Below are 23,515 nucleotides of genomic sequence, written 5' to 3'. Positions count from 1 at the left end.
CCCGGCCGCCGGCACGTCATGAAATCTTCATGTCGGATCGGCGCGAAGGCTTCGTTTCCCTTGTGAGGGTCCCGCAGGATCCTCGCCAGTCTTCAGGGGATCCAGATGCCTTTCAAACACGCCGCTTTCGCAAGCGCGGCCGTCTCGGTAGTGATGGCCGCCGGAGCGGCCCAAGCCCAGGCCCAGTACGCCTTCAACCTGCCCGGCCAGTCTCTCGAGCGTTCGCTGACTGCCGTCGGCCGTCAGACCCAGGTCAATGTGGTTTTCCGCCCCGAGCAGGTCAGCGGCAAGGCCGCCGAGCCCCTCAAAGGTCGCTTCACCGCCGACGCCGCACTGCGCCGACTGCTCGTCGGGTCGGGGCTGGACGTCCAAACGACGCCGGGCGGCTCCTATCTGCTCGTCGAGGCTCCCGCCCAACCCGCGCAGGCTGAGATCGCGGCGGTCGACGAGGTCGTGGTCGTGCTAGGCCGCGGACGCACGCGCCAGATGCAGACGCTCTCGAAGGCCGAACTGAACAAGCTGGCCCCGGGCACTTCACCTCTCGCGGCGCTGAACAAGCTGCCGGGCGTCAACTTCACATCATCCGACCCGTTCGGCGCCTATGAATGGGCCCAGCAGGTGACCATCCGCTCGTTCACCACCGACCAGATGGGCTACACCCTGGACGGTCTGCCACTGGGCAACATGCAGTACCGCAACAACAACGGCCTGAGCATCGGCCGCGCGCTGCTGACCGAGAACAACGGCGCCACCTCGCTTTCACAGGGCGGCGGCGCCCTTGGCACGGCCTCGACCAGCAATATCGGCGGCACGATCGATTTTACCTCCATCGACCCGACCGGTACGTTCGGCGTCGATATGGCCGGCACCTACGGCAGCGGGGGCACCTGGCGTGGGTTCGCCCGGCTTAACACGGGCAAATTGCCTGGCGGCGGCAGCCTCTACGCGGGCTATGCACGGCAGGACACCAAGAAGTGGAAGGCCGCTGGCGAGCAAAACATCAAGCAGATCAATGTGAAGTTCGTCCAGCCGCTGGGCGAAGCCGTGCATTCGACCACCTTCGTCGACTATGCCGACCGCCGCGAGGACGATTATGCTGACGTGTCCTTTGCCCTGGTCAATCGGCTGGGCTGGAACGTCGACACCATTAGCGACAACTTCGCCCTGGCCGAAACGCTCGCCACCGCCCTGCAGACTGGCGCCGCCGTTCCTAAGCCGTATCTCAACGCTGACGACGTCTACTACAACGGCGGCGGCGTGCGGCAGGACACCCTGGTCTATGAACGGCTCGACTACGACCTGACGCCGTCGCTGTCGGGTTCGACGACCGCCTACTATCACCGCGATCACGGCATCGGCACCTATGCGAGCCCCTACGATGCGACACCCGAGGCGTATGGCGGATCGTCGGTCTCGGTTTCAGCGCTGCGCTACGACATCGACCGCGCCGGCCTGATCAGCCGCCTGAGCTACACCTTGGGCGATCACAAGTTGGATGCCGGCGTCTGGTACGAGGACAACGACTTTCACCAAGCCGCCTATCTCTATGGCCTGACCAAGGGCGTTGCTCCGACCAATTTCCAGCGCTTCTACGACAATCCCTTCCGCACGCGCTGGGACTATCGCTTCACCACCAAGACCTACCAGTTCCATGTCGGTGACACTTGGTCGGTCACCGACGACCTGAAGGTCAACGCCGGCTTCAAGGCGCTGAACGTCACCAACGAAGCCAAGACGATCACCAGCAAAACGCCGATCAACGGCGCGATCAAGGCCAAGGACTACTTCTTGCCCTCGGCCGGGATCCTCTACCGCCTCGACGAGCGCAACGAGGTTTTCGCCGGCTTCACGCGCAACATGGCCGCCTTCGTGGCCTCCGCGTCCAGCGGCCCCTTCTCGACCACCCAGGCTGGCTTCGACTACATCCGCAAGGACCTGAAGCCCGAGAAGACCCGCACCCTGGAGGCCGGCTATCGCTATTCCGGGGACGGGCTGCAAGCCTCCGTGACCGCCTATGACGTCGCCTTCCAGAACCGCCTGCTGGCCACCTCGATCAGCGCCACGATCGTCGGCAACCAGAACGTCCTGCAGAATGTCGGCGGCGTGACCTCGCGCGGCGTGGAGACGGCGATTAATTGGCGCTTCGCGCCCGACTGGTCGCTGTTCGGCAGCTTCGCCTACAACGACGCCAAGTATGACAACGACGTCACGCCGCTCGGCGGCGCGGCGATCGCGACGAAGGGCAAGCGCGTCGTGGCCGCCCCGAAGACCGTCGGCGGCGCCGAACTGGCCTATGACAACGGCGCGGTCTGGTCGAAGATCACGGCCCACTATCAAGGCGAGCGCTTCTACACCTACCTGAACGACTCGCCGGTCAAGAGCTCGACCGTGTTCGATCTGGCCGCCGGCTATCGCGTCCCTCGGACGCGTGTCGAGGTGCTGCTGAACGTCACCAACCTGTTCGACAAGCGCTACTACTCGTCGGTCGGCACCAGCGGTTTCGTCAATGCCGACCCCACGGGCTCGTACACGACGCTGCAGCAAGGCGCGCCGCGCCAGGTGTTCGCCACCGTGCGGGTCAGCTTCTAGTCTGGACCGATCGCCGCCGAGGTCCTCCTCGGCGGCGGCGCCTTTCGAGCGAGATAATGATCGAGACCGCCATGAACCGTCGATCCCTGCTTTGCGGAGCGCTGGTCTCCGCCAGTTGCGCCGCTACCGCCCAGGCCAAGACAGGGGATTTCAAGTTCGTGTTCCTCAGCGACACGCACATCCAGCCCGAGGACGGGGCGGTCGAGGGCGTGCGTCGCTGCTTTGCCCAGGTGGCGGCCAGCGACGCCGATTTCGTGGTGCATGGCGGCGACCATGTGTTCGACGCCATGGAAGTGGGACGCGCCCGCGCCGACGCCCAGATGGCGCTCTATCGCGAGTCCGAGCGCCTGCTGGGTAAGCCCGTCCGTCACGTCCTGGGCAACCACGACTGTTTCGGGCTGTTCGAGAAGAGCGGGGTGGACCCGTCCGCGCCCGGCTACGGCAAGCGCTACTTCACCGACCAGTTCGGGCCGACCTATTACGGCTTCCACCACAAGGGCGTGCGGTTCCTTGTCCTGGACTCGATCGGCTTCAAGGGCCGCAACTACGAGGGCCGTATCGACGCCGAGCAGCTGACATGGCTACGTGGCGAGTTCGCGATCCTTTCGCCCTCGGATCCGGTGGTGGTCCTGACGCACATCCCGTTGGTGACCGCGCTGGAGTGCTACGAGCCCGAAGACTGGGCGGCCTCGCCCTATGACTGGACGCGGGTGATGAACGGCCGTGAGGTGATGCGACTGTTCCAAAACCGCAATGTGCTGGGGGTGCTGCAGGGCCATGGCCACGTATACGAGACCGTCGAGGTCGCCGGGGTGCGCTATATCTCCAGCGGCGCGGTCGCTGGCGCGGACTGGCGCGGCAGCTTCTTGGGCACGCCCGAGGGCTATCTGGAGGTGACCATCGCCAACGGTCGTCTCAATACCCAATTCAGAACCTATGGCTTCACGCCCCCACGCCGACGCGATGTGCCCCTTTGACGCGAAAGCCGCCGCTACGGGTTCGCCCTCGTCGCGGCTGAAAGGCGCCAGCTGCAGACATTGGCGCGACTCCACGTACTGGACATTCGGCACTCGGCCTGGAACGCCTGCGGCGCCCTTTCCTAGACGGGCGCTAGTGGCGTTTACTGCGCCGTCGGTGGCGAGGCGCGCTCCGAGCTACTGAGCGGCGCGACAACGAGCCAGATCGGTTGGAACCAACGGAGCGACCGGTAGAAGCCAGCGGTAGATGGCGGCTCGCTCCGGCTCTGCGGTGCGACTGAGGCGTCCGGCGCGCGCTTCTTCATAAGGCGACGGCCCGCGCGGACTGCGACGCAAGAACACGCCGACGATCCCGCGCGATAAGGCATATTCGTAGACCGTGTCGGGGCGCGACGGGTTGCCGAGCAAGAGCATGCTGGAGATATCGGCGTCCGCGGCGATCTGCGGCGCGCCGCCACGCTCGCCCGACGGTCTTTTTTCGGGATCGCGGCGCTGCAGGACGACGAGCTTTTGCCCGGCGTAACGCCAAACGTCGCCAACTTGCGGCGACGCCCTAGGATCGGCGCAGAGGCGCGGCGCGATGAAGGCTAGGCCATGACGGTCGCTCGTCACGCAGTACCAATCGGCGCTCCCACAATCCACAAGGGGGTATGAGGCCGTGGCCCGCCCGTCGATCGTCGGCGCTAGGACCTGCCGCTTGGCCGCTACATCCAGCCGATAGAACGCCCCGCCGTCGGCGCTGCTGCTCGCGAAGACGTAGACCTGTCGCTCGCTGGGCCCCAGGTCACGCGACCAAGCCGTTCCACCGCCAGTGATGGCGGTGAGGGCGAGTGACAGCGCCACGGCGCGGCGGAAAAGCTGATGGTTCGACATGCACTCAGATCCCAAATGGCCGATGGAGCGCATCGGCTTCTCTAAAAGTGCCAATAACCGTAGGCGGGCACGTTGGTCCCACCGTCGTGATACCAGCCCATGCCGTCAAAGGACGAGATCATCCTGCCGACAGTGTTGGCCCAAGACTCGTTCATGATTTTGTACTGCGAGGCGTCGAAGGCAGTGTAATACCGCGGCGTCGCTTCATATTGACCCGTTGCCGGATTGAGCACGGTGTACTGCTGCCCGCCGTTATCGAAGAAGGCCTGTGAAGTATAGTCGGCCATCTGGTGGCCCGCGGGCAAGGCATGCGCAATTTCGTGGGCGACGGTGAAGTCGATATTGGCCTGATCAGCGCCGACCAGCATGCTGCCGACGATTTCCACATGTCCCTTTTCGGAAAGGGATGTTGAAGAAAACGTCGTGGAGGCTTGCGCCGTGTTGTTCGGATTTGAGGCCTGGGCGACGATCTTGAAGTCCATGTTGTCCATCAGGGTCAACATCTCGGCGCCCGTGTAGTGGTTGCCTGACGGATCAGTACCGACTGTCTTGGTGCGGTCGCCCGATACCTGGCCGGCCAAGCCTAGGGCTAGGCGGCGATCCCCGCCTCGCGGGGCGCGGCATAGCTGGATTTCGCCTTGCGGCACATCGCGTCGTAGGCCGCGATCGTCGAGCGCAGCGGCTTGTCGATCTTGGCGAGGAACTCGGCCTGCTGCGCCGCCACGGTCGCGGCCAGTGCGTCGCGTACAGGCTTGACCTTGGCGTCGGCCCGATCGAAGTCGGGCCCGGTGACCAACTTGTAGGGCTGGCCATCCAGCTTGACCTGGCAGCGGACATAGCTGCCCTTGAAGCCTTCCTCGCCACCTATCAGGTCACAGGCGCCACCGACCCGGACTTCCGTCGAAAGCAGGTGTCCGGCCCTGTTGCGATAGCTGGAGATGTCGAGGACGAAGCGATCCATCATCGGCTTGAGGGAGAGGACATGGCCCCTGTCCTTGTCGAGCAGGAACAGGCTGTACAGGGTCATCAGCCGATACGACATGGCCGACAGCGATATGAAGGTCGCCGCGTCTTGCCTCAGGGACATGGAGAGGAGTTCCGCCGTCTTGGTGTCGGCGTGCTCCAGGAGGAAACGATTGGCTTTTCGCGAGGCGGCGGAAAGCGAGGCGTACTCGTAGAGATTCGCCACGACGCCCTCGGCGCTCGCCCTGAGCTGGTCCACGACCAGCTGTTCAAGCTGTTGCTTCAACTCCGCGCGGAAATAGGCCTCGAGTTCCTGGACGGCGCTCTCGATCCATCGCTTGACGTCCACGGTCGCCGGGTCGCCCAGGATCGACGCCATCGCCCTGCCACCGACATAGCTGACGGCCCCCTCCGCAAGGGCCAGCGCCACGAAGGAGGCCGAGGCGACAAGCGTGACGGGCTCGGCCCTGGCCACGGCGGGGCCCAAGAACAGGCATGGGACCGCCGCGATCGATCCGGCGAGTACGCGCCGCCTGGTAGCTTGCATCGCCATGTGGGCGCCCCCGCGTCGTGGCCGCAACTTAACCGCCCCGGTCCCGGTCCAGGCCAAGGATCTTCGAAAAAGGCCGACAATGCCGGCAAGAGACGCAGCTATCCAGTTTGAGGCCAGGGGCGACACTACAGCGAACTTATCGTAACGATGTTCGCTGAACTATGGTTGATAATGCTCGTATAGTCTGTATTTTCTGATCCCGCAATTCCCGGATGGCGCCGGGACGTGAGGCGGGGGCTTTCCATGAAGACGATCAAGCGCGGCGATCGCGCGTGCCATCTGCTGCCGGTAGCCTTGCTACTGGGCCTTTCTGGGTGCGCCACGGTGAAGACCAAGAGCGTTGAACCGGCCGAGCCAACGACGGGCCTGGTCTACTACCTGCCGGTCCGTAGCTTCGACATCGACGTGAAGTATGTCGTCACCAACTGCGCGGCCGACCCCGCCGGCAAGCCGGTGATGAGCTGGGAGGTGGAGCCCGTCGTGGCGGCCCAGCTCCTGGCGGATCGGCGCCGGGCCTTCTCGATCTACGATGGCCTAAATGGCCGGGCCTTGAAGGCCCTCAACTTCGAGATCACCGAATACGAAAACGGGACCTTGAAGGCGATCAACGCCACGGCCGACGACAGGACCGCCGAGACGGCCACGAATGTCGTCTCAGGCGCCTTGAAGATCGCGCTGGGCATGACGGGGACGGGGCTTTTCTCGGGGGGCAAAGCGCCGGCCAACAAGAACGTCTCCATCAGCGACCTCGATGGCAAGCCGGCGCACGACGACCCGATCATCGCCAAGGTTCGCACCGCGTGCGGCGACAAGTTCACCGACGCTCTGGTCTCGGTCCGGAAACTGAACTTGCAGATGGACGCGGCTTCGGAAGCCACCGAGGCCAAGTCAAAGCTGTCGGCCGCCGCCTCCAACGCCGAGAAGGCGGTGGTGGACGCCAGGGCGGGCGTGAAGGCGGCCAAGGAGACCGCAGGCGTGGAGGACCTCGCCCGGGCCAACGCGCAACTTGCCGACGCCGTGCAAAGGGCTATTGCCGCCCAAGCCAAGCTAGACGCCTTCCCCGCGAGCGCCCCGACCACGAGCCTGCAGGCGCGGGTCGCGGCCATCGTCCTGCGCGACCTCACGTTCAATGCGTCCACGAATTTCGTGCCAAACGAATACGAGTTCGCCAAGTCGTTCTCGATCATCTACCCGAAGGCCGCTCTGGACGACCTGGGCGTCAACGGCGCCCCTGACCTCGTCGCTACGGTGACCTTCGACCTGCAGTCCGCGAAGCAGGATTCCGTCGATAGCGGGCTCGCGGCCAAGAAGCTCGACCTGGCGGGCAAGTCCACGGACGGGATCTGGCTTCGCACGCCCGCCATGGGGCTGATGGCGGTCTGCGCCGGCTCGTGCGGCGGTGACCGGACCAAGCGGTTGAGCAAGCTCTTCTCGGTGCCGCAGTGGGGACAGGTCTCCGTCTTGCCGCTGAAGTCGATGGCGTTCTCCAAGAGCACGATCAAGCTGACCGTGGCTCCCGACGGCGCGGTGACGAGCCTGTTCTTCGACACCACCGCGCCGGCCGAGCGGGCAAGCGGCGCGTTCGCGACCGCCGGCCAGTCCTACCTCGACTACGTCGGGGCGCGCCGAGACTTGAAGGCCAAGCTGGCCGCCGCGAAGTCGCAGTCCGAGAAGGACGAGATCCAGCAGCAGATCGACGTGGTCGACCTGCAGGCCAAGCTGGCGACGGCCAAGGCCGACGTCACCGGTGACCAGAAGCGTCGCCTGGACGACCTCGACTTCCAGATCCAGGAAATCCAGAAGCAACAGAAGCTGCTGGAGGAAAGCAAGAAGCTGGAGACGATGCGCAACGGCGCGGTCGCGACGACGCCATGATCGACCGGTGGCCTCGCCCGGTCGTGGCTGTCGCGCTGTTGGCGCTGGTGGTCGCGTCCGCGCCAGCGCGCGCTGCCGACGGCTCGCGGGCTGGCGATGGCAAGTTGCCGCCCCGGCTCGATGCGGCCCTTCCCGACGGCAACCTCCGCCGGGTGCTGGAGCGCATGGGCGCCGCGGATCGGCAGGCTGTCCTGGATCGCAGCGCCGTGGCGCTAAGGCGCCTCCAACTGGAAGGTGGCCAGGCGACGGAGTTTCCCACGCAACTCGACGAGGCCGCCAGGGATGTCCTGACCGTCGAGGCCGCGCGGCAACTCGCCGAGGAGCAACCCACCTTCCTGGCCAGGCTTCGCGAGCGGCTCAAGTTGCAGGGAAGCGTGGCCTTGCCGCGCATCGTCGACGTCCAAGGCCAGAAGGCCTTCGCCAAGCCCGCGGGCGTCGAACAGCTTCTCGATCGCGCACGCAAGGCGCTGGAGACCTCGCCCTATATCTACCGGCCGCGTCCCCCCAAGGACGAGGGGCCAGTCGATCCGTTCAATCGCCAAACCGACAAGGTGGCGCGAAGCGCCTTCAGGAACGTGGTGGGCCTGGCCAAGCGCAACGGCTCTGGCGTCGTGGAGCTTTATTGCTCGGGATTGCTGATCACGCCCGGCACGGTGGTGACGGCCGCGCACTGCGTCGTCGGGCCGGAAGCGCCAGCGAAGGACACCGACATCATCGTCCTCACGCAATTTACCAACGGGACCCAGACGGTCGTGCGGTCGGGCGAGCCAAGCCCGTTCACGAAGGTCAGCTTCCATTCGGTGAAGGCGTCGAGGATCCATGGCCAGCTCGACCGAAACGGGGATGTCTGGAAGAACGACCTAGCGGTCATCCAGCTCAGCCAGCCCATGGACGCCAGCAATTTCGCCGCCAAGGCCAGTGGGCTGCCAAAGCCCGTCGTGATGACCGCGGCCGGCTGGGGCGAGACCGACGCCATGCCAGTCAACGGCGTCGCCCTGGAAGTCACGACCATTCGCTTGATGAACGGCGTGGCGGTGACCCCAGTGCCCCCCAGCCTCCTATCCTGGGAAGCCAGCAGGACGGATGGCGCGGGCATCTGTCGAGGAGACTCTGGCGGGCCGATCTTCGCTGGCGCCCCGGACGGGATCACCTCGAGCAACTTCAAGCTCGTCGGCTTGGTCGCCGCGGGCGATACCGATTGCCGGTCCGGCAGCCAGCTCATCACGGACCTGACCAACGCCGCCAACCGCGCCTTCGTCTGTGAAAACGCGGCCGGCGCGGCCTTCTGTGCTTGAGGCCGCGCCATGAACACGTCGTCGCCTAGTCCTGGGCGATCTCCTGTAGGAACCAGGCGCGGCGCTCGACCTCGTTGGTCCAGGCGTCCAGCGCGCCGGAAGTGGCGTTGTCGCCGGCCGCGTCCGCCAAGGCCTTCAACTCCTTGAGGGCGGCGACCATGGCCAAGTTGTCGCCGTGCAGTTCCCGCAGCATCGCGATGGCGGGGACGCGGGCCTTGTCGTTGTCGACCAGACGCTGACGGCGATGAATCTCGCCGATCGAGCGCAGGGGCGACGCGCCGAGCTTTCGCGCGCGCTCGGCGATCTCGTCGGTGCGGGCGAAGATCTCGCCGGCCTGCTCGTCCAGCAACAGGTGGTAGTCGCGGAACTGCGGGCCCGACACCTACCAATGGAAGTTCTTGGCCTTCGGTCTGCGGCTGCGCCGCCGCAACGGCGGCAACGTCGTCGTCCTGAGCCCTCAGCAGCTGGAACAGGCGCTTCAGATCGCGCTCTTCTTCTTCCAGCTGCAGCAGCGGTTCCGGGATCAGACAGCCAGAAGCTTCCGGCCCGCGCGGACGATCATTGGCCGGCTCAGCGCCAACTATCCGATGCCTTGGACCATCGAGCTGACCGAAGACAATCGGTTCTCGATCTCGGGCAATGCGGCAGGCCCCCAAGTGGACGCCGCCTATGAGCGGCAAGAGCAGATCAACAACCGCCTGGGCGGGCGCGTGGTCGCGCTCTATCTCGCGGCAGGCGCGGAAGCACCCGCCGACTTGACGGCGGCGATGGCGGCCGCCGGGTTCGATCCCCTGGTGGTCGCCATGGACACGGCCGACGCCTACAATGGCTTGGTCGCCGAGGTCGAAGCCCTGGGCCTGTGGGACCCCGCGCCAAGGCCGGACGGCGCGCCCGTCCTGATGGTCATGCCGTTCGGATTCCGCTGGATCGCCTCCGGCGCAGACTTCAACGCTTGGCTTCCCGAGGTAGAAGAGATAGAGGATCGCCTGATCCCGATGCTGCCCTTGACCCTGTTCTATTCCTGGCAGATGGACCGGCCGACGCATGTCTGCCGCGACTTCATCCGCAAGGCCTTAGACGAAGCGGCGGCGATCCTCGACGCCAGCGGCGAGATCGCGCTGACCATCGACTCCGACACTCAGGGCGAACCGGGTACGCCGCCGATCACCGACACCATCCTGAAGAAGATTCGCCTCTGCGATATTTTCCTGGCCGACATGACCTTCGTCGCCCAGGCCGGCGAGAAGCTGATCCCAAACCCCAACGTCATGGGCGAGTACGGATATGCCCTGCATGCCAAGGGAACGCCGCGCATTCTGCTGGTGATGATCGGGACCAACAGGACCCAGATAGGTCGCGACCATCCATGCCTGGATCGCGACCAGCAGCACGACGTGGGTGAGCAGGGTGAAACTCACGAACCATCGCCCCTCCCGGGTGATGCGAGGCTCCTGACGGGCGAGGCCGAGATCGGTGAAGGCCAGCAGCCCCGCCAGGACAGCGGGGAGGGCCAGGATGATCATCGGCCTGAACGGCTTGGGCCCGGCGAAGACCGCGGCGACGTCTCCGGCCTCTCGCCATCGCCAAGCCAGGGCGGCGATGGAGAGGGCGAAAGAGGCGAGCACGATCAGCAGCGCGACGAGCTTCAGCGATCTGTTCATTCGACGCCTCCTGGCGTTCGACGGTTCAGGATTTGGCCCCTTTGGCGGCGCGGTCGGAGACCTCGTCCCTGGCCCCGGTTCCGATGCTCAGCGACTCGGCGAACGACAGCAGCGCGTCCTCGAGCACCGAAAGCTTCAGGTGATAGGTGATGGTGTTGGCCTGTTTGACCGGCTCGACCAAGTCGGCCTCGCGCAGCACGGCGAAGTGCGCCGACAGCGTCGGCTTGGCGATCGAGAAGTGCCCCGCCAGTTCGCCGGCCGTCATCGGCCGCTCACGCAGCAACTGCAGCACCCGGCGGCGGGTGGGGTCCGAAAGCGCCTTGAAGATCGAGTTCATATTTGATGTTTAGCTAATTAGCAAATTATCGTCTATCTGAAATTTTCAGGGAGCGACGCCATGGACCGCCGTCTGACCATCATGATCGGGAGCTTGACGGCCCTGATGACCATGGGAGCCGCGATCGTCACCGCGGATCGGCCGGTGGAACACTTGCCGACCCTGGTCGGTCATCTCGGCGCTGGACGACGGCCGCTGCCCATCGAGGCCCTGCTGGCCGCGCCCGCCGGCCTGTTGTTGAACCTGCTCTTCGTGGCGCTGCGCCAACCGACGGGCGACTCTGAAAGCGCTGTACAGCGCCGACGCTGGAGCGCCACGCTGCTGGCCGGAATAGCGGGGCTGTTCGCGGCGCTCGAGGCCATGGAAATCGGCGTGATCTACGGCTGGTTCCCGCTGGGCGAAGCCGCGCCGCGCCTGCTCCTAGCCGCCGCCGCGATCTGGATGGCCATGGCCGCCAACAGCGCCGCCAAGCTGATCGTGCTGGGCCGCGGCGATGCGCCAGCCTCGCCAAAGCGGCTCGCCTTGAACCGTTTCGGAGCCTTGATCGGCCTGGTGATCGGAGTTGCGCTGGTCCCGATCAGTCTTTGGACACCGCTTTCACAGGCCCTCATGGCTTGGCTGCTTGCGCCCCTGACGTTGGGCCTCGTCTTTGCTGGTAAGGCCGTAATCACCGCGCTTGATTCCAAGGCGGGCGGATAAGATCAACAGTCTCACGACAACGCCCACATCCACGTTGCCCTTGCCCACGGTGGGTCCGATTTCCGGCAGCGCCGCGCCAATAGCTGACGTTGGGTGAATGGCCAGACCATGGACATTCTAGCCGCGAAATCGCTCGATCAGGATGTCGCCGCCGTTCGCGGACTTGGCGCTAGCCATCCTAGCCACCGCCAGAGATAACAAGGTTCTCGAGAGACGCGCGAGATCCATATGATCGCAATCCATCCCGCCGCGGAGGATCGGCGCCGCATACCGCGTGGACGCGGACGCATGGCGATGATTCCCGCGGGCATATTGATCTCATTGCTGAGCTGCGGAGCGACCGCCCAAGGCGCGGCCGCGATTGTTGATGTGCGTGGACGCTCTTTGGGGGACGCCCTCGCGGAGCTGGCTCGCGAGAATGGCGTCGACATCCTCTACACCGCGGACCTTGTTCAAGGACATCAAAGCCAGGCGATCAAGGGGCGTCTCTCCGGAGAGCAGGCTCTGGCTCGATTGCTGGCCGGGTCGGGGATCGATTATCGGCTGACACCCGACGGCGTCTTCGTCCTGTTCGCTACGCCGACGCGCGTCGTGGACTCCGGCGACGGCGCGATATCGGAGGTGCTGGTCATCGGGCGGCGGACCCAGAACACCGACATCCGCCGCACGGAGAATGACATCCAGCCCTACAACGTCATCGGCCCGCGCGAACTGGCGGTCGCGCCGCATGACGACCTGGGCCAGTATTTCCGCGATCGGCTGTCGGCGAATGGACAGTTGGTATCGCCCTATCAGGACGTACGCGCCGGGGCTTCGAACAATTCGAGCCTGGATCTGCATGGCCTAGGATCGCAACGAACCCTCGTCCTGGTCGATGGCCGTCGCCTGCCGGCCCTGCCGACCCAGAGCTACGGCTTCAGTCAGTCCGATCTCAACGCGATCCCGCTGGGCGCGATCGAGCGTATCGAGAGCCTGACCGGCACCATCGGCGGCGTTCACGGCCCTTCGGCGATCGGCGGCGTGGTCAATGTTGTGTTGAAGCGCGACTACAGCGGCGCCGAGGTGGCCCTCGAGTCCGGCGTCTCCAGCCGCGGCGACGCGGGCCATTTCAGGGTCGAGGGGCGCGCCGGGTTCACCCCCAACGACGGTCGCACCCATGTGCTGATCGCCGGCTCATACGCAGCCGCGGAGCGCTTCGCGGTGGGGCAGCGCGACTACGCCCTGCGTTCCAAACAGTATCGGAACGTCAACGACCCGAAACGCTTCTATCTGGGCGGTCAGCCGATCGGCGGCGTCCTGATCGGCTCGATCTTTGGCGACGCGCTGAAATTCACACCGAGCCTGGGCGGCGCGTCGCTAGGCTCGGTCTTCACTCATCTGCCGCTCGATTTTCAAGGCGACCGCGCCACGCTCGCGACAACGCTGGCCGGTAACGCGGGCAGGCAACTCGACACGCCCGCCGAGGGCCTGGGGGGCGAGGACACCTCGCTCGTCTCGACCCCGCGAACGCGGTCCATCCTCTTCAACGCCAGGCACCGCGCGTCCGACAGGGTCGAGGCCTTCATCGACGCGCTCTATCTGGACAACCGGGCCGAGGCGCGGCTGCCGCGCTATTTTCAGGGCACGCTCGGCGCGTCGCCCCTCAACCCGTTCACCAACGCGCTGAACATCCTCGTCCCCCTGCCCGATCTAGTTCAGGACCGGATCAGCAGGACGTCAGCCTATCGTGTCACTGCGGGCGGGATTGTGCGCCTCCCTGGCCACTGGCAGGCCTCCGCCGACTACACGGTTGGCCGCGCCGCGCTGAAGACCCAGTCTCAAAGCCGCGACGTGGGTTCCGACTACCTGGGATGGGGCGTCGTGGGGCGGAACGGGCAACCGGCGCTGACGCCCTTTGGCGACTACGCGACGCTGCAGGCGGGGCTTCGCAGCTATCTCGTGAACACCTCGTCCCGCCTGCGGCTGACCAACAGGCTCTACGACGCGACCGTGCGTGCGGCCGGCCCGGTTCTCTCGCTGCCTGGAGGACCGCTGACCCTCACCCTGATGGGCGAGTTTCGGCGTGAACACATTCCCGAAGCCGAAAGCATGGCGCAGAGCACCTTCGGCAAATCCAGTACGCTGACCTACGATCGCGCTCAGGACGTGCGCACGGGCTACGCCGAGCTACGTGCGCCGCTTGTCCCGACCGACGCCCGCTTCATTCCCATCCGCGGCCTGGAGTTGCAGCTCGCCGGGCGGCGCGACGACGTCAGGATGACCGTGCCGGACAACCGGGCCGTCGCCGCCCGGGCCACGCGGCCTTTCACCGCGCGCCGCCGCGCCGATGTCTACACCGTCGGCGCCCGGGTCTTGCCGAGGTCGTGGCTGATGCTGCGCGCCAGCCTGGCGACAGGCCAGACGCCGCCCGCCCTGCAGTATCTTCAAGAGCGGACGGTGCCGGTCTTTTCCAACCTGCTCGATCCGCAGCGGGGCAACCGCCCCGCCATCTCCGAGGGCGCGGTCATCGAGATTCGAGAGGGATCGCACAGGATCCGCGCCGAAGAGGGCCGGACGATATCCGGCGGCCTGGTGCTCAATCCGACAGGGGGTGGGCCGCGCCTGTCGATCGATGTTTCCCGGATCGAGATCCGCGACGAGATCGTCAAGTTCACCGGATCCAATCTGTTTGGACAGGGCTCACCCTATTCCGAGCGGGTCGACCGCGAACCGCTCACGGACGCCGACGCGGTCCTCGGCTTCACCGCCGGCCGGATCACGGCCTTCTATACGGGGTATGGAAATGACGGCCGCACGACCGCTCAGACGGTGGACTACGACCTCGACTGGACGCTTCCCGCCACGGCCCACGGACAGGGACGGCTGTATGGCGCGGCGACCTGGCAGCCGGTTCTGAAATCGAAGGTCAAGAAGGACGGGCCCTGGCTGGGACGCGCTGGCCTGCGAGACGCGCCTCCCCGGTGGAAGGGAAATGCGGGCCTGACCTGGACGCGCGACAAGCTCACGGTTGACCTCAACGTCCAGTACGTCGGCGGCGCCAGAACCCTGTGGTCCCCCGTCTATCCCGCCATCGGCGATGTCGCGCTCGCCCAGGGCTCGAACCGTCTGAAATCCCAGACTTACATCGACCTGACGGCCCGCCGTCGATTCACTCCGCCCGCCAACTCGCCCATCCAGGCGTTCGACGTGCGATTGGGCGTCCAGAACCTGTTTGACACCAGCCCCCCGATCATCGCCGACGTCACTCAGATGGGCTATGACTACCATGGCGATCCGCGGCGCCGCCGCTTCGGACTCCTGCTCGCCGCCCGTTTTTGACCGGCGGCCTGGCAAGCCTGTCTCGCCTTGTCCACCACGTGAGGGTTCCCCCGAAGCCTGCGTTCCCCCTCCTAGGCGCGGTCGGTTCCGCGCCGTACTGGAGGACAGCAGGTGCGCAAGCTCGCCCCGGTCGCCTTGGCGGCCTTCATCCTTTCGGCCTCGGCCATGGGCGCGACCGCCCACGCCCAGGTCAAACCCTTCCCTGCGGATTTCAAGGTCCAGGACATTGCGACCAATGGCGCGACGATCCACGTCCGCGTGGGCGGCAAGGGCCCGGCCGTCGTGTTGCTGCACGGCTATGGCGAGACCGGCGACATGTGGGAGCCGATGGCCGTCGAGCTGGCCAAGACCCACACCGTGATCGTGCCCGATCTGCGGGGCCTTGGGCTGTCGTCCAAGCCGGCCTCGGGCGGTTACGACAAGAAGAACCAGGGCCAAGACGTGGCCGGCGTCCTCGACGCCCTGAAGGTCGGCCAGGTCGATCTGGTCACCCACGATATCGGCAACATGGTCGGCTACGCCTTCGCCGCGGAACACCGCGACCGCGTCCGCCGCTTCGTGCTGATCGACGCGCCCCTGCCCGGCGTCGGTCCGTGGGAAGATGTCCTGAAGAACCCGCTGCTGTGGCACTTCCGGTTCGGCGGACCGGACATGGAGCGTTTGGTCGCCGGGCGCGAGCGTATCTATCTCGATCGCTTCTGGAACGAGTTCTCAGCCACACCGTCCCGCTTTACCGAGGCCTCGCGCGAGCACTACGCCAAGCTCTACGCCCTGCCCGGCGCCATGCACGGCGGCTTCTCGCAATTCGCCGCCTTCGACCGAGACGCCGTCGATAACAAGGCCTTCATGGCGCAGGGCAAGCTGACCATGCCGGTGCTGGCCCTGGGCGGCGAAAAATCGTTCGGGCCGATGATGGCCACAGTGATGCGCTTCGCCGCCAGCAACGTCACCGAGGGCGTGGTGCCCGACTCCGGCCACTGGATCATGGAAGAGAACCCCAAGGCGACCGTGGCGATGGTCCGCGATTTCCTGGACGCCAAGCCATGAGCCGCCGCTTCGCGATAGCCCTTGTCGCGCTGATCATCGGGGGCGGCGCCGCATCGGCCCAGGAGCGTCAGGTTCGCCTCACTCCCACGGATATCCAGGCCCTCGCTCAAGGCGGCGCCACGGCCGGCACCTCCGGGGTCAGCGGCATCCGCACGACGGTCCTGTACGGCGACCCCACCAAGCCGGGCCCCTACACGATCGCGCTACGCGTGCCGCCCAACATGCGCATCGCCGCCCACAGCCATCGCGACAACCGCACGGCCATCGTCGTCGGCGGTCTGTGGCGCTTCGGCTATGGCCGCACGGCCAAGGGCGCGCTGGTGAAGACGCTCCCGCCCGGCAGCTTCTACAGCGAGCCGGCGGGGGTCGATCACTTCGCCATGACCGGCCCCGAAGGCGCCAGCGTCTATATCTCCGGCTTCGGGCCCACCAGCACCGACTATGTCGAGGCGGCCGACGCGCCTAAGCCCTAAGCCCTAAGCCTCTTCGAAGATCTCGCCGAAGAATGGGAGCAAGGCCACCGGCCCTGCTCCCCTTTTCGTATCGCTAGTGACCCACGGCGCGCAGGACGATGTCCGCGAAGTCCTCGGCGGTTGCTTTGCGGTTCCAGTCGCGCTGCAGCTCGCAGGCCACCTGGATCCAGCTGACCGGCTTGCCGCCCGCCTGGACGATGCGATCGATGCCAGCGCGGTGCGCCAGCTCGGAGGTGCCGCCCACCGCGTCCACAACCGCGAAAACGTCATAGCCTTTGGCCAGGGCGTCGAGGGCCGGGAAGGCCAGGCAGACCTCGGTCCACAGGGCGACCATGATCAGCTTCTTGCGGCCGGTCGCCTTCACGGCGGCGACGAAATCGTCATCCTCCCAGGCGTTGATGGCGGTGCGATCGATCGGCTCGGCCTCCGTCAGCACGTCGGTGATCGGCCTGATCGTCGGCGAATTGAGGCCGGTGGCCACGTTCACGGTGCTGAGCACGACGGGAAGCTCGTAGAGCCGCGCGGTCCTGGCCAGGTTGACCACGTTGGCGATCAGCAGGCGCTTTTCCATCGTGACGATGGACGACACCTGCACGGGCTGGAAATCGATGATCAGCAGGGCGGCGTTCTGCGGCGTCAGCAGATGATCGGCCACGGGGTCGCGGATGATCTGGGGCGATGTCATGTCGGTCCTCGCTCTTGGGGTTTCGAGCGACGGGAGCAGTCGACAGGCACAAGCCTATCGAGCGCGCGCCGCTCTATGAGGGAGAACGTCGATTTTCCAAAAATCCTCAATGAAAAGAGGGTCTAGCGCCGCGCGGAGACCAGCTCGTAGGTGTCCGCGTCACGGGCGATCATGCGCACCGGCAGGACCTCGGAGACCGAGCGCCCGAAGCGCTTTATATCGCCTGTCTTGAAGACTCCGGTGATGCGCAAGGCCGCGACCTTGGGATCTCGGATGACGATCTGGGCCCGTGTGTAGCGGTTCAACAGCTGGACCGCTTCGGACAACGGCTGGTCACGAAACTCGACCACACCCTGCTTCCAGGCCAGCGCTTCGTTCAAATCCGTTCGCGTCACCCTGCCGGCGGCGTTCTTCGGCGCGGAGAAGGCCTCGCTAGGCTTAAGCGTGACCGGCGGCGGACCGGCCGAGCGCGCATGGGCCATGCCAACCGACACGCTGCCTTCGGCCAGCACCACTCGCAGTTCCTCCGCTTCCAGTTTTACGTCGAACTGGGTGCCGAGCGCCGTGATGAGCCGCTCCCCGGCCTCCACGGCGAAAGGATGCTCGCGATCATGCGCGACGTCGAAAAAGGCATGGCCGTTCAGGAGGCGGATATCGCGGCGGTCCTTTGTGAACGCCACGTCCACGGCGGTGTCCGCATCGAGGGTGAGACGCGTCCCATCCGGCAGGTCGACGATGGATTTCTGGTTCTGGCCCGTCGCGTAGTCTGCGCGCCCGAACGCGGCGAGCGACGGCGCGCCAGCCGTCGCGAACTGGGTCGGCGCGGTGGCCGGCGCGAACCACTCCTGGCGAACGCCGGCGAACAGCCCCGCCGCGACGATCGCAGCCGCTATGGAGGCGGCGATGAGCCAAGGCCGGAGGGGCTTGGTCACCGGCTCGGGTCCGGCCCGTCGCGCCGCGCGCGCCAAGGCGGCGATCAGATCGTTCTTCTCGGCGTCGCCGAAGACCTCCCAAACCCGGTGCGCCTGGGCCCAGGCCTTGCGATTGTCTTCGCTTTCCTCCAGCCAGGCGGCGAACTGCTCGCGCTGAGGCGATCGGTCGAGGTCCTCGCAAGCAAGCCATTGCGCGGCGGCCTGAGCAGGCGTGAAGGCGTCGCGGCTCATCGGGCGCCTCCCACATGGGCCGTCAGGTGCTCGATGGCGCGAACCATGTGCTTCTCCACGGCGCTGACCGACAGGCCCAGCTGCTTGGCGATCGCTAGGTGACGGAGACCGTCGATCCGCCGAAGCAGGAAGATCGTCCGCGTACGTTCGGGCATGGTCATCAGGGCGGCGGCGGCGGCGTTCAAGGCTTGTTTGCCGGCATAGATGCGCGCGGGGTCAAAATCTTGTTCGCCGCAAAGCTCTGGATCCAGCGCCACGTGCTCGTCGGCGCGTCTGACAGTGCGCCGACGGTACCGGTCGGCCAGGACGCTGGCGGCGATCTGGAAGATGTAGGCGCTGGCGTGATCGGCGTTGTCGGGGGTGCCCCGCACGGTCAGGCGCAGGAAAACCTCCTGCACCAAGTCCTCCACCTCGCCCGCATTGCGGATCCGTCGACGGAAATAGGAAGCCAAGGGCCCGCGCATCGCCGCCGCCTGCCGGGCGAAAGCGTCCGCGCGCGCGGCGGCGTCCGAAGCATCCCTCATGGCCCCCTCTCGCGCCATTCCCATCAGAGACTCCGCCGTCTGTCCAACGCGCCCAAGGACTCGTCGTCAGAAAGGCAGAACGCAGCGTGGCCGCAACTCCTCATCACATTGTTGAAGCGCGGTGAGGAAATTCCAGCGCGATGCGTTCGATCGGGTGAAGGACGCCAGGATAGATGCGCAGGGAGAGCGCCGATGACCGTCGCCGAAGCTGTTTCCGACACGGCCAAAACCAGAGCGCCGGAGCTTGCGCCGTGGCAGGAGCGCAAGGTGTTGCATCACCTCGACGAACACCTGTGCCGAGCGATCCGGCTGAAGGAGCTCGCGAGCCTGGCGGGTCTGAGCCCTGGACAGTTCGCGCGGCGCTTCAAGAGCAGTTTTGGCCTCGCGCCGCGCCAATATCTGACCCGCACCCGGCTCGACCACGCCAAGGTTCTGATGCGGCAGACCCAGGCTTCACTCTGCGAAATCGCGTTGAGTAGCGGATTTTCTGATCAGGCCCATATGTCCCGTGTGTTCCACGCCTTCGTCGGCGACACGCCCTGTCGTTGGCGTCGAGCAAACGCCGCCTTGCACCGGCGGCCCGATCCGCGGCCGGCGCGACTGATCAGCCTGACCCCTTGATCGAAAGGCTCCACCATGACCTTGAGCAAGCTTCTGCCCGGCAAGCTGGGATTTGGCGCGGCGCCGCTGGGCAACATGTTTCGCGACATTCCCATCGACGAGGCCTTGGGAACGGTCGAAGCCGCTTGGGCCGACGGCATCCGCTATTTCGACAACGCGCCCTTCTACGGGGCCGGTCTGGCCGAACTGCGCATGGGCGAGGCTCTGGCGGGCAAGCCCCGCGACCAGCACGTCATCAGCACGAAGGTCGGCCGGATCGTTCTGGATGACGTCGGTTCCGCCGAGGATCGCGACTTCGGCGAGAAGAGCGGCGTCTTTCAGCATGGCCGGCCCAACAAGATCGTGAACGACTATTCCGAGGACGCGACCTATCGATCGAGGACAGCCTGAAGCGGCTGCGCACCGATCGGATCGAACTGGTCTTCGTTCACGACTTGGCGCAGGACTTTTACGGCGACGAATGGCTGGGCGTTTTCGAGACTGCACGCCGGGGCGCCTTCAAGGCGCTCGACCGCCTGCGCGACGAAGGGGTGATCGAGGGCTGGGGCCTGGGGGTCAATCGGGTTGAGCCGATCGAGCTGCTGCTGGGCCAGGAAGAGCCTCGCCCGAACGTCTTCCTGCTGGCGGGCCGTTACACCCTGCTCGACCACGACAGCGCGCTACAGCGAGTGACGCCCATGGTCGCCGAGCGCGGCCTGGGGATCGTCGTCGGCGGCCCCTACAGCTCAGGCGCCCTGGTCGGCGGCCCCCACTTCGAATACGCCCCGGCCACTCCGGCGATCCTCGACAAGGTCGCCCGCATCAAGGCCATCGCCGGTCACCACGGCGTCAGCATGAAGGCCGCGGGCCTGCAGTTCGCCCTGGCCAACCCGGCCGTCGCGGCCGTCATTCCTGGCGCGAGCCGCCCCAGCCGCATCGCCGAAGACCGCGCCGGCCTGGACGCCGTCATTCCCGCCGACTTCTGGTGCGAGCTGCGGCAGGCTGGCCTAGTCAGCCCGGCCGCGCCCCTGCCGCTCGACGCCTGAGGTTCGTGTTGAAGCTCTCCGGGGCGTAAACGTTAGCCCCCCTATAGTCGTCCATGTGTCAAAAATCACCGAAAGGCAGTCGCGCATTTTCGAGTCTGATCGCGCGCTTTTGGAGTCAGTCGCGGCTTATGGAGTCAGGCTTCACGCTGGGATCACTGAGTCCGACGGTCGCGACTTAAAGAGTCAGTGACAGACCGCGTTTATTCCGTCCGGTCGGAAATCATTTTCGGTCCCGTCGGCCATGGCGGCGGACGGGAATAAAGGGGGGCGCAGCGGCGTCTGCTTGAGGGTCGTCGTGACCTTTGGAGACATCTCATGCCTAAACTTGAACTATCCGCCGCTTTCGTCGCCCTGGCGCTGCTGGCCGCCAGCCCCGCCCTGGCGCAAGATCGGGCCCCGATCCGCGTCGTCGAGACCGCCAAGGGCGCCGCGCTGGCCGACCCGGCCGGCATGAGCCTCTATGTGTTCGACAAGGACGCTTCTGGCCGCTCCAACTGCGCCGAGGCTTGCGCCCAGAACTGGCCGCCGCTGCTGGCCAAGGCCGACGCCATGGCCGACGGCGCCTACGGTTTGGTGACGCGCGAGGACGGGTCCCTGCAATGGGCGTTCAACGGGCGCCCCCTTTATCGCTGGATCAAGGACCAGAAGCCCGGCGACATCAGCGGCGACGGCTTCCTGGCCAACAGCTGGCATCTTGCCGTCGCCAAACCCTAAAAAAAAACGCGGCGGTTCAGGAATAAAGCCCTCGCGCCGACGTCCATCCAGGAGGTCCACCGGGCAAGGCGCATGACAACCATGACTTCGACACGCTTGGCGCAGTCGCCCTCCCGGGCGGCGGCGCGACCCTGGGCCTCTGGGCGCGGAGCCTTCGCCGCTCCGTCCTGACCACCTGACGCTCGCTCCGGCGAGTTCCTCTCGTCCCTACACCAACGGACGCCCGCGACGCCTCGCGGGCGGGCGCCCGTCCGTGTCCGCAATCCAAGAAAAGGGTCTTCCCCATGCCTCTCGTCCCGAAACCTGCTCAAGCTCGCCGCCTGGCCCTGATCGCCAGTCTGTTCGGCGCCGGTCTGGCGCTCGCCTCCGCCGCCCAAGCCCAGGCGGTGGCCGACGCGGTCGGCGACTTCATTCCCAGCTACACCGGCCCCAAGGGCGCGGACCTGGACGTGGTCGCCATGCAGGCGACCTATAACGGGGCGACCTTTCGCCTCGACGCCACGACCAATGGCGCGATCGGCCAGACCACCGGCGGCGTCTATGTCTGGGGCTTCAATCGCGGCAAGGGCACGGCGCGCTTTGGGGCTATCGCCTCGAACGTCCTCTTCGACTCGGTGATCATCGTCGATCCCAAGGGCGTGACCACCGTGCGCGACTTGGTCACCGGCGTGGCCACCGTCCTGCCGGCCGGAGCGGTGACCGTCTCGGGCAACACGCTCAGCGTCGTGATGCCGGCCTCGCTGCTGACCCCGCAGGGCCTGAAGACCGCGCAGTTCCTGGCCAACCTCTGGCCGCGCAGCGGCCTGGTCGGCAACGAAACCATCTCGGACTTCGCGCCCGACAACGCCGACGCCCGTGTGGTGCTTGACTTCCCCACCCCTGAGGAAGCTTCGGTCCAGACCGAGGTGGTCATCGACGGGGCCTCGGCCCGCTTCGACCAGATCCAGTCGCGATTGGCGGGGCGGCGCGAGAGCGAGGCGCGGTTCAGCGGCTTCCTGGCGGCCGGGGCCCGGTTCGGCGATCACGGCCTGGGAGACTCTCTGGCGGGCGATCAGACGACGACGATCGCCAGCGGCGGCGTCGACTACGCCATAACGCCCGACCTTGTCGTCGGGGCTGCCTTCTCGGCCGACAAGACCGACACCGACCTGTCGCTGGGCGGCAAGCTGAAGACCAAGAGCTATTCGCCGGCGCTCTATGCCGGCTGGCGTTCGGGCCCGTTCCATCTGGACGGCTACGCCGCCTACACCAGCATCGACTACGACTCGCGCCGCATCCTGCCGATCGGCGACAGCGCCTTGGCGGCCACCGCCAGTCCCGACGGCAAGGCCTATACCTTCGCCGCCGCCGCCGGCTATCGCCTGGGCTCTGGAGCCTTCACCTTCGGGCCTATCGCCGATCTGGTGGCCACCCGCGTCAAGGTCGACGGTTACACCGAGGTCAATCCCGAGGCGTTCGGCTCGACCCTGCAAGGCCGCACCCGCGACAGCACCCGCCTGGGCCTGGGCGTCGAGGCTCGCTACGGGATCGATCGCGCCTGGGGCGCGCTGGTCCTGAACGGCAAGGCCCGCGCGGTGCAGGAGCTTGGCGACAAGCGCGACATCTTCAACGCGGCGTTCACCGCCCAGCCCGACGTGCTGTTCGCCGTCCGCGGCCCCAAGACCGGCGTCACCTACGGCGCCTTCGATCTGGGCCTCACGGCGGTGACCAAGACCGGCTTCCAGTTCGGCGCGAGCTATGCGCCGCGCTTCGACGGCGACGGCCTGGTCGATCAGGCCGCCCTGTTGTCAATCAGCAAGACCTTCTGACCGTAGTGGCTTGCGGCTTGAAGCAAGCGCCTTCAAGCCGCGGCGACGCTGGGGACTAGCCGCAAGGGCGCAGCCGGCGCCGAAGCTTAAGGCGCGGACGGCCGTCGGCGCGCCAATGTCGAAGGACTCGGCGCGAGGCCCCGACCTGCGTTTACTGGCTGAGGCGCGCCAGTTGCTGACGTTGGCGTGGCTCCAGGAACGCGACATTCAGAGTTGGCGCGTCATGCATTCCGGCCGCGTTAAAGCTGGTCCGTTGTTGCGCTAGAGGTCGATCTGCTCGGACATCTCCAGAGCGTCGTCGACCTCGATGCCAAG

At 66.2% G+C, this 23,515-nt stretch carries 21 protein-coding genes; 13 read left to right on the top strand and 8 right to left on the bottom strand.

Annotated elements, in window-relative coordinates:
- The first annotated feature begins 105 nt into the window (after window positions 1-105).
- Both AC1RJ9_RS23360 and AC1RJ9_RS23355 read left to right on the top strand, forming a co-directional pair.
- Window positions 106-2,589, top strand: coding sequence for a TonB-dependent receptor (locus AC1RJ9_RS23360; RefSeq protein WP_492840450.1), 2,484 nt, complete (start codon window positions 106-108; stop codon window positions 2,587-2,589).
- Between the two features lie 71 nt (window positions 2,590-2,660).
- On the top strand, window positions 2,661-3,566 hold the full coding sequence (locus AC1RJ9_RS23355; protein ID WP_492840452.1) for a metallophosphoesterase family protein: 906 nt from the start codon (window positions 2,661-2,663) through the stop codon (window positions 3,564-3,566).
- Between the two features lie 177 nt (window positions 3,567-3,743).
- Here the strand turns inward: AC1RJ9_RS23355 and AC1RJ9_RS23350 are convergent, their stop codons facing one another.
- Genes AC1RJ9_RS23350 through AC1RJ9_RS23340 form a run of 3 tightly spaced genes read right to left on the bottom strand, consistent with a single transcriptional unit; the run spans window position 3,744 to window position 5,955 of the window.
- Window positions 3,744-4,472: a hypothetical protein gene (locus tag AC1RJ9_RS23350; RefSeq protein WP_492840454.1), complete on the bottom strand. Its 729-nt coding sequence runs from the start codon at window positions 4,470-4,472 to the stop codon at window positions 3,744-3,746.
- 8 nt (window positions 4,473-4,480) lie between these two features.
- Window positions 4,481-5,020 (bottom strand): hypothetical protein, encoded by a 540-nt coding sequence (locus tag AC1RJ9_RS23345; RefSeq protein WP_492840456.1) that lies wholly within the window; start codon window positions 5,018-5,020, stop codon window positions 4,481-4,483.
- 8 nt (window positions 5,021-5,028) lie between these two features.
- Entirely contained in the window at window positions 5,029-5,955 is a 927-nt protein-coding gene (locus AC1RJ9_RS23340) for a hypothetical protein (protein ID WP_492840458.1), read from the bottom strand.
- A gap of 243 nt (window positions 5,956-6,198) precedes the next feature.
- Here AC1RJ9_RS23340 and AC1RJ9_RS23335 point away from each other — a divergent pair, with 243 nt between their 5' ends.
- Both AC1RJ9_RS23335 and AC1RJ9_RS23330 read left to right on the top strand, forming a co-directional pair.
- Window positions 6,199-7,830: a hypothetical protein gene (locus tag AC1RJ9_RS23335; protein WP_492840460.1), complete on the top strand. Its 1,632-nt coding sequence runs from the start codon at window positions 6,199-6,201 to the stop codon at window positions 7,828-7,830.
- Window positions 7,827-9,125: a trypsin-like serine protease gene (locus AC1RJ9_RS23330; RefSeq protein ID WP_492840462.1), complete on the top strand. Its 1,299-nt coding sequence runs from the start codon at window positions 7,827-7,829 to the stop codon at window positions 9,123-9,125. The genes AC1RJ9_RS23335 and AC1RJ9_RS23330 overlap by 4 nt, the downstream gene beginning before the upstream one ends.
- Before the next feature lie 25 nt (window positions 9,126-9,150).
- On the opposite strand, the gene AC1RJ9_RS23325 is transcribed toward AC1RJ9_RS23330, so the two are convergent.
- Entirely contained in the window at window positions 9,151-9,507 is a 357-nt protein-coding gene (locus AC1RJ9_RS23325) for a Dps family protein (RefSeq protein ID WP_492840464.1), read from the bottom strand.
- A 1,304-nt stretch (window positions 9,508-10,811) separates the two neighbouring features.
- On the bottom strand, window positions 10,812-11,123 hold the full coding sequence (locus tag AC1RJ9_RS23320; RefSeq protein ID WP_492840466.1) for an autorepressor SdpR family transcription factor: 312 nt from the start codon (window positions 11,121-11,123) through the stop codon (window positions 10,812-10,814).
- Window positions 11,124-11,183: 60 nt separating this feature from the next.
- Between AC1RJ9_RS23320 and AC1RJ9_RS23315 the strand changes: the two genes are divergently transcribed.
- The 4 genes from AC1RJ9_RS23315 (at window position 11,184) to AC1RJ9_RS23300 (ending at window position 16,660) form a co-directional block, all read left to right on the top strand.
- Window positions 11,184-11,822, top strand: a complete 639-nt coding sequence (locus tag AC1RJ9_RS23315) for a hypothetical protein (protein WP_492840468.1) — start codon at window positions 11,184-11,186, stop codon at window positions 11,820-11,822.
- 288 nt (window positions 11,823-12,110) lie between these two features.
- Window positions 12,111-15,140, top strand: coding sequence for a TonB-dependent receptor (locus AC1RJ9_RS23310; RefSeq protein ID WP_492840470.1), 3,030 nt, complete (start codon window positions 12,111-12,113; stop codon window positions 15,138-15,140).
- Between the two features lie 111 nt (window positions 15,141-15,251).
- Window positions 15,252-16,187 carry an alpha/beta fold hydrolase gene (locus tag AC1RJ9_RS23305; RefSeq protein ID WP_492840472.1) on the top strand — a complete coding sequence of 312 codons (936 nt, stop codon included), beginning with the start codon at window positions 15,252-15,254 and terminating at the stop codon, window positions 16,185-16,187.
- Window positions 16,184-16,660, top strand: coding sequence for a cupin domain-containing protein (locus tag AC1RJ9_RS23300; RefSeq protein WP_492840474.1), 477 nt, complete (start codon window positions 16,184-16,186; stop codon window positions 16,658-16,660). The genes AC1RJ9_RS23305 and AC1RJ9_RS23300 overlap by 4 nt, the downstream gene beginning before the upstream one ends.
- A gap of 73 nt (window positions 16,661-16,733) precedes the next feature.
- On the opposite strand, the gene AC1RJ9_RS23295 is transcribed toward AC1RJ9_RS23300, so the two are convergent.
- The 3 genes from AC1RJ9_RS23295 to AC1RJ9_RS23285 form a co-directional block, all read right to left on the bottom strand.
- Entirely contained in the window at window positions 16,734-17,345 is a 612-nt protein-coding gene (locus AC1RJ9_RS23295) for a hydrolase (protein WP_492840476.1), read from the bottom strand.
- A 122-nt stretch (window positions 17,346-17,467) separates the two neighbouring features.
- Window positions 17,468-18,508, bottom strand: coding sequence for a FecR family protein (locus AC1RJ9_RS23290; protein WP_492840478.1), 1,041 nt, complete (start codon window positions 18,506-18,508; stop codon window positions 17,468-17,470).
- Window positions 18,505-19,032 (bottom strand): RNA polymerase sigma factor, encoded by a 528-nt coding sequence (locus tag AC1RJ9_RS23285; RefSeq protein ID WP_492840480.1) that lies wholly within the window; start codon window positions 19,030-19,032, stop codon window positions 18,505-18,507. Before AC1RJ9_RS23285 ends, AC1RJ9_RS23290 begins: the two co-directional genes overlap by 4 nt.
- A gap of 192 nt (window positions 19,033-19,224) precedes the next feature.
- On the opposite strand from AC1RJ9_RS23285, the gene AC1RJ9_RS23280 reads away from it, so the two are divergent.
- The 5 genes from AC1RJ9_RS23280 to AC1RJ9_RS23260 all read left to right on the top strand — a co-directional run bounded on the left by AC1RJ9_RS23280 (window position 19,225) and on the right by AC1RJ9_RS23260 (window position 23,200).
- Window positions 19,225-19,653, top strand: coding sequence for a helix-turn-helix domain-containing protein (locus AC1RJ9_RS23280; RefSeq protein WP_492840482.1), 429 nt, complete (start codon window positions 19,225-19,227; stop codon window positions 19,651-19,653).
- A 15-nt stretch (window positions 19,654-19,668) separates the two neighbouring features.
- The gene (locus AC1RJ9_RS23275) at window positions 19,669-20,043 is read left to right on the top strand and encodes an aldo/keto reductase (RefSeq protein WP_492840484.1); all 375 of its coding nucleotides are present in this window, start codon (window positions 19,669-19,671) and stop codon (window positions 20,041-20,043) included.
- Complete coding sequence (locus AC1RJ9_RS23270; protein ID WP_492853400.1) at window positions 20,028-20,678, top strand: aldo/keto reductase; 651 nt, start codon at window positions 20,028-20,030, stop codon at window positions 20,676-20,678. The genes AC1RJ9_RS23275 and AC1RJ9_RS23270 overlap by 16 nt, the downstream gene beginning before the upstream one ends.
- A gap of 315 nt (window positions 20,679-20,993) precedes the next feature.
- A complete protein-coding gene (locus AC1RJ9_RS23265) occupies window positions 20,994-21,392 on the top strand; it encodes a COG4315 family predicted lipoprotein (protein ID WP_492840486.1) in 399 nt (132 codons plus the stop codon).
- A 284-nt stretch (window positions 21,393-21,676) separates the two neighbouring features.
- Window positions 21,677-23,200, top strand: a complete 1,524-nt coding sequence (locus tag AC1RJ9_RS23260) for an autotransporter outer membrane beta-barrel domain-containing protein (RefSeq protein WP_492840488.1) — start codon at window positions 21,677-21,679, stop codon at window positions 23,198-23,200.
- Window positions 23,201-23,515: the final 315 nt, after the last annotated feature.

Source organism: Caulobacter sp. GW822-FHT07D08, assembly GCF_058798735.1.
Note: the sequence above shows the minus strand (reverse complement) of the source record. Positions and strands in the feature narration are given on the sequence as shown.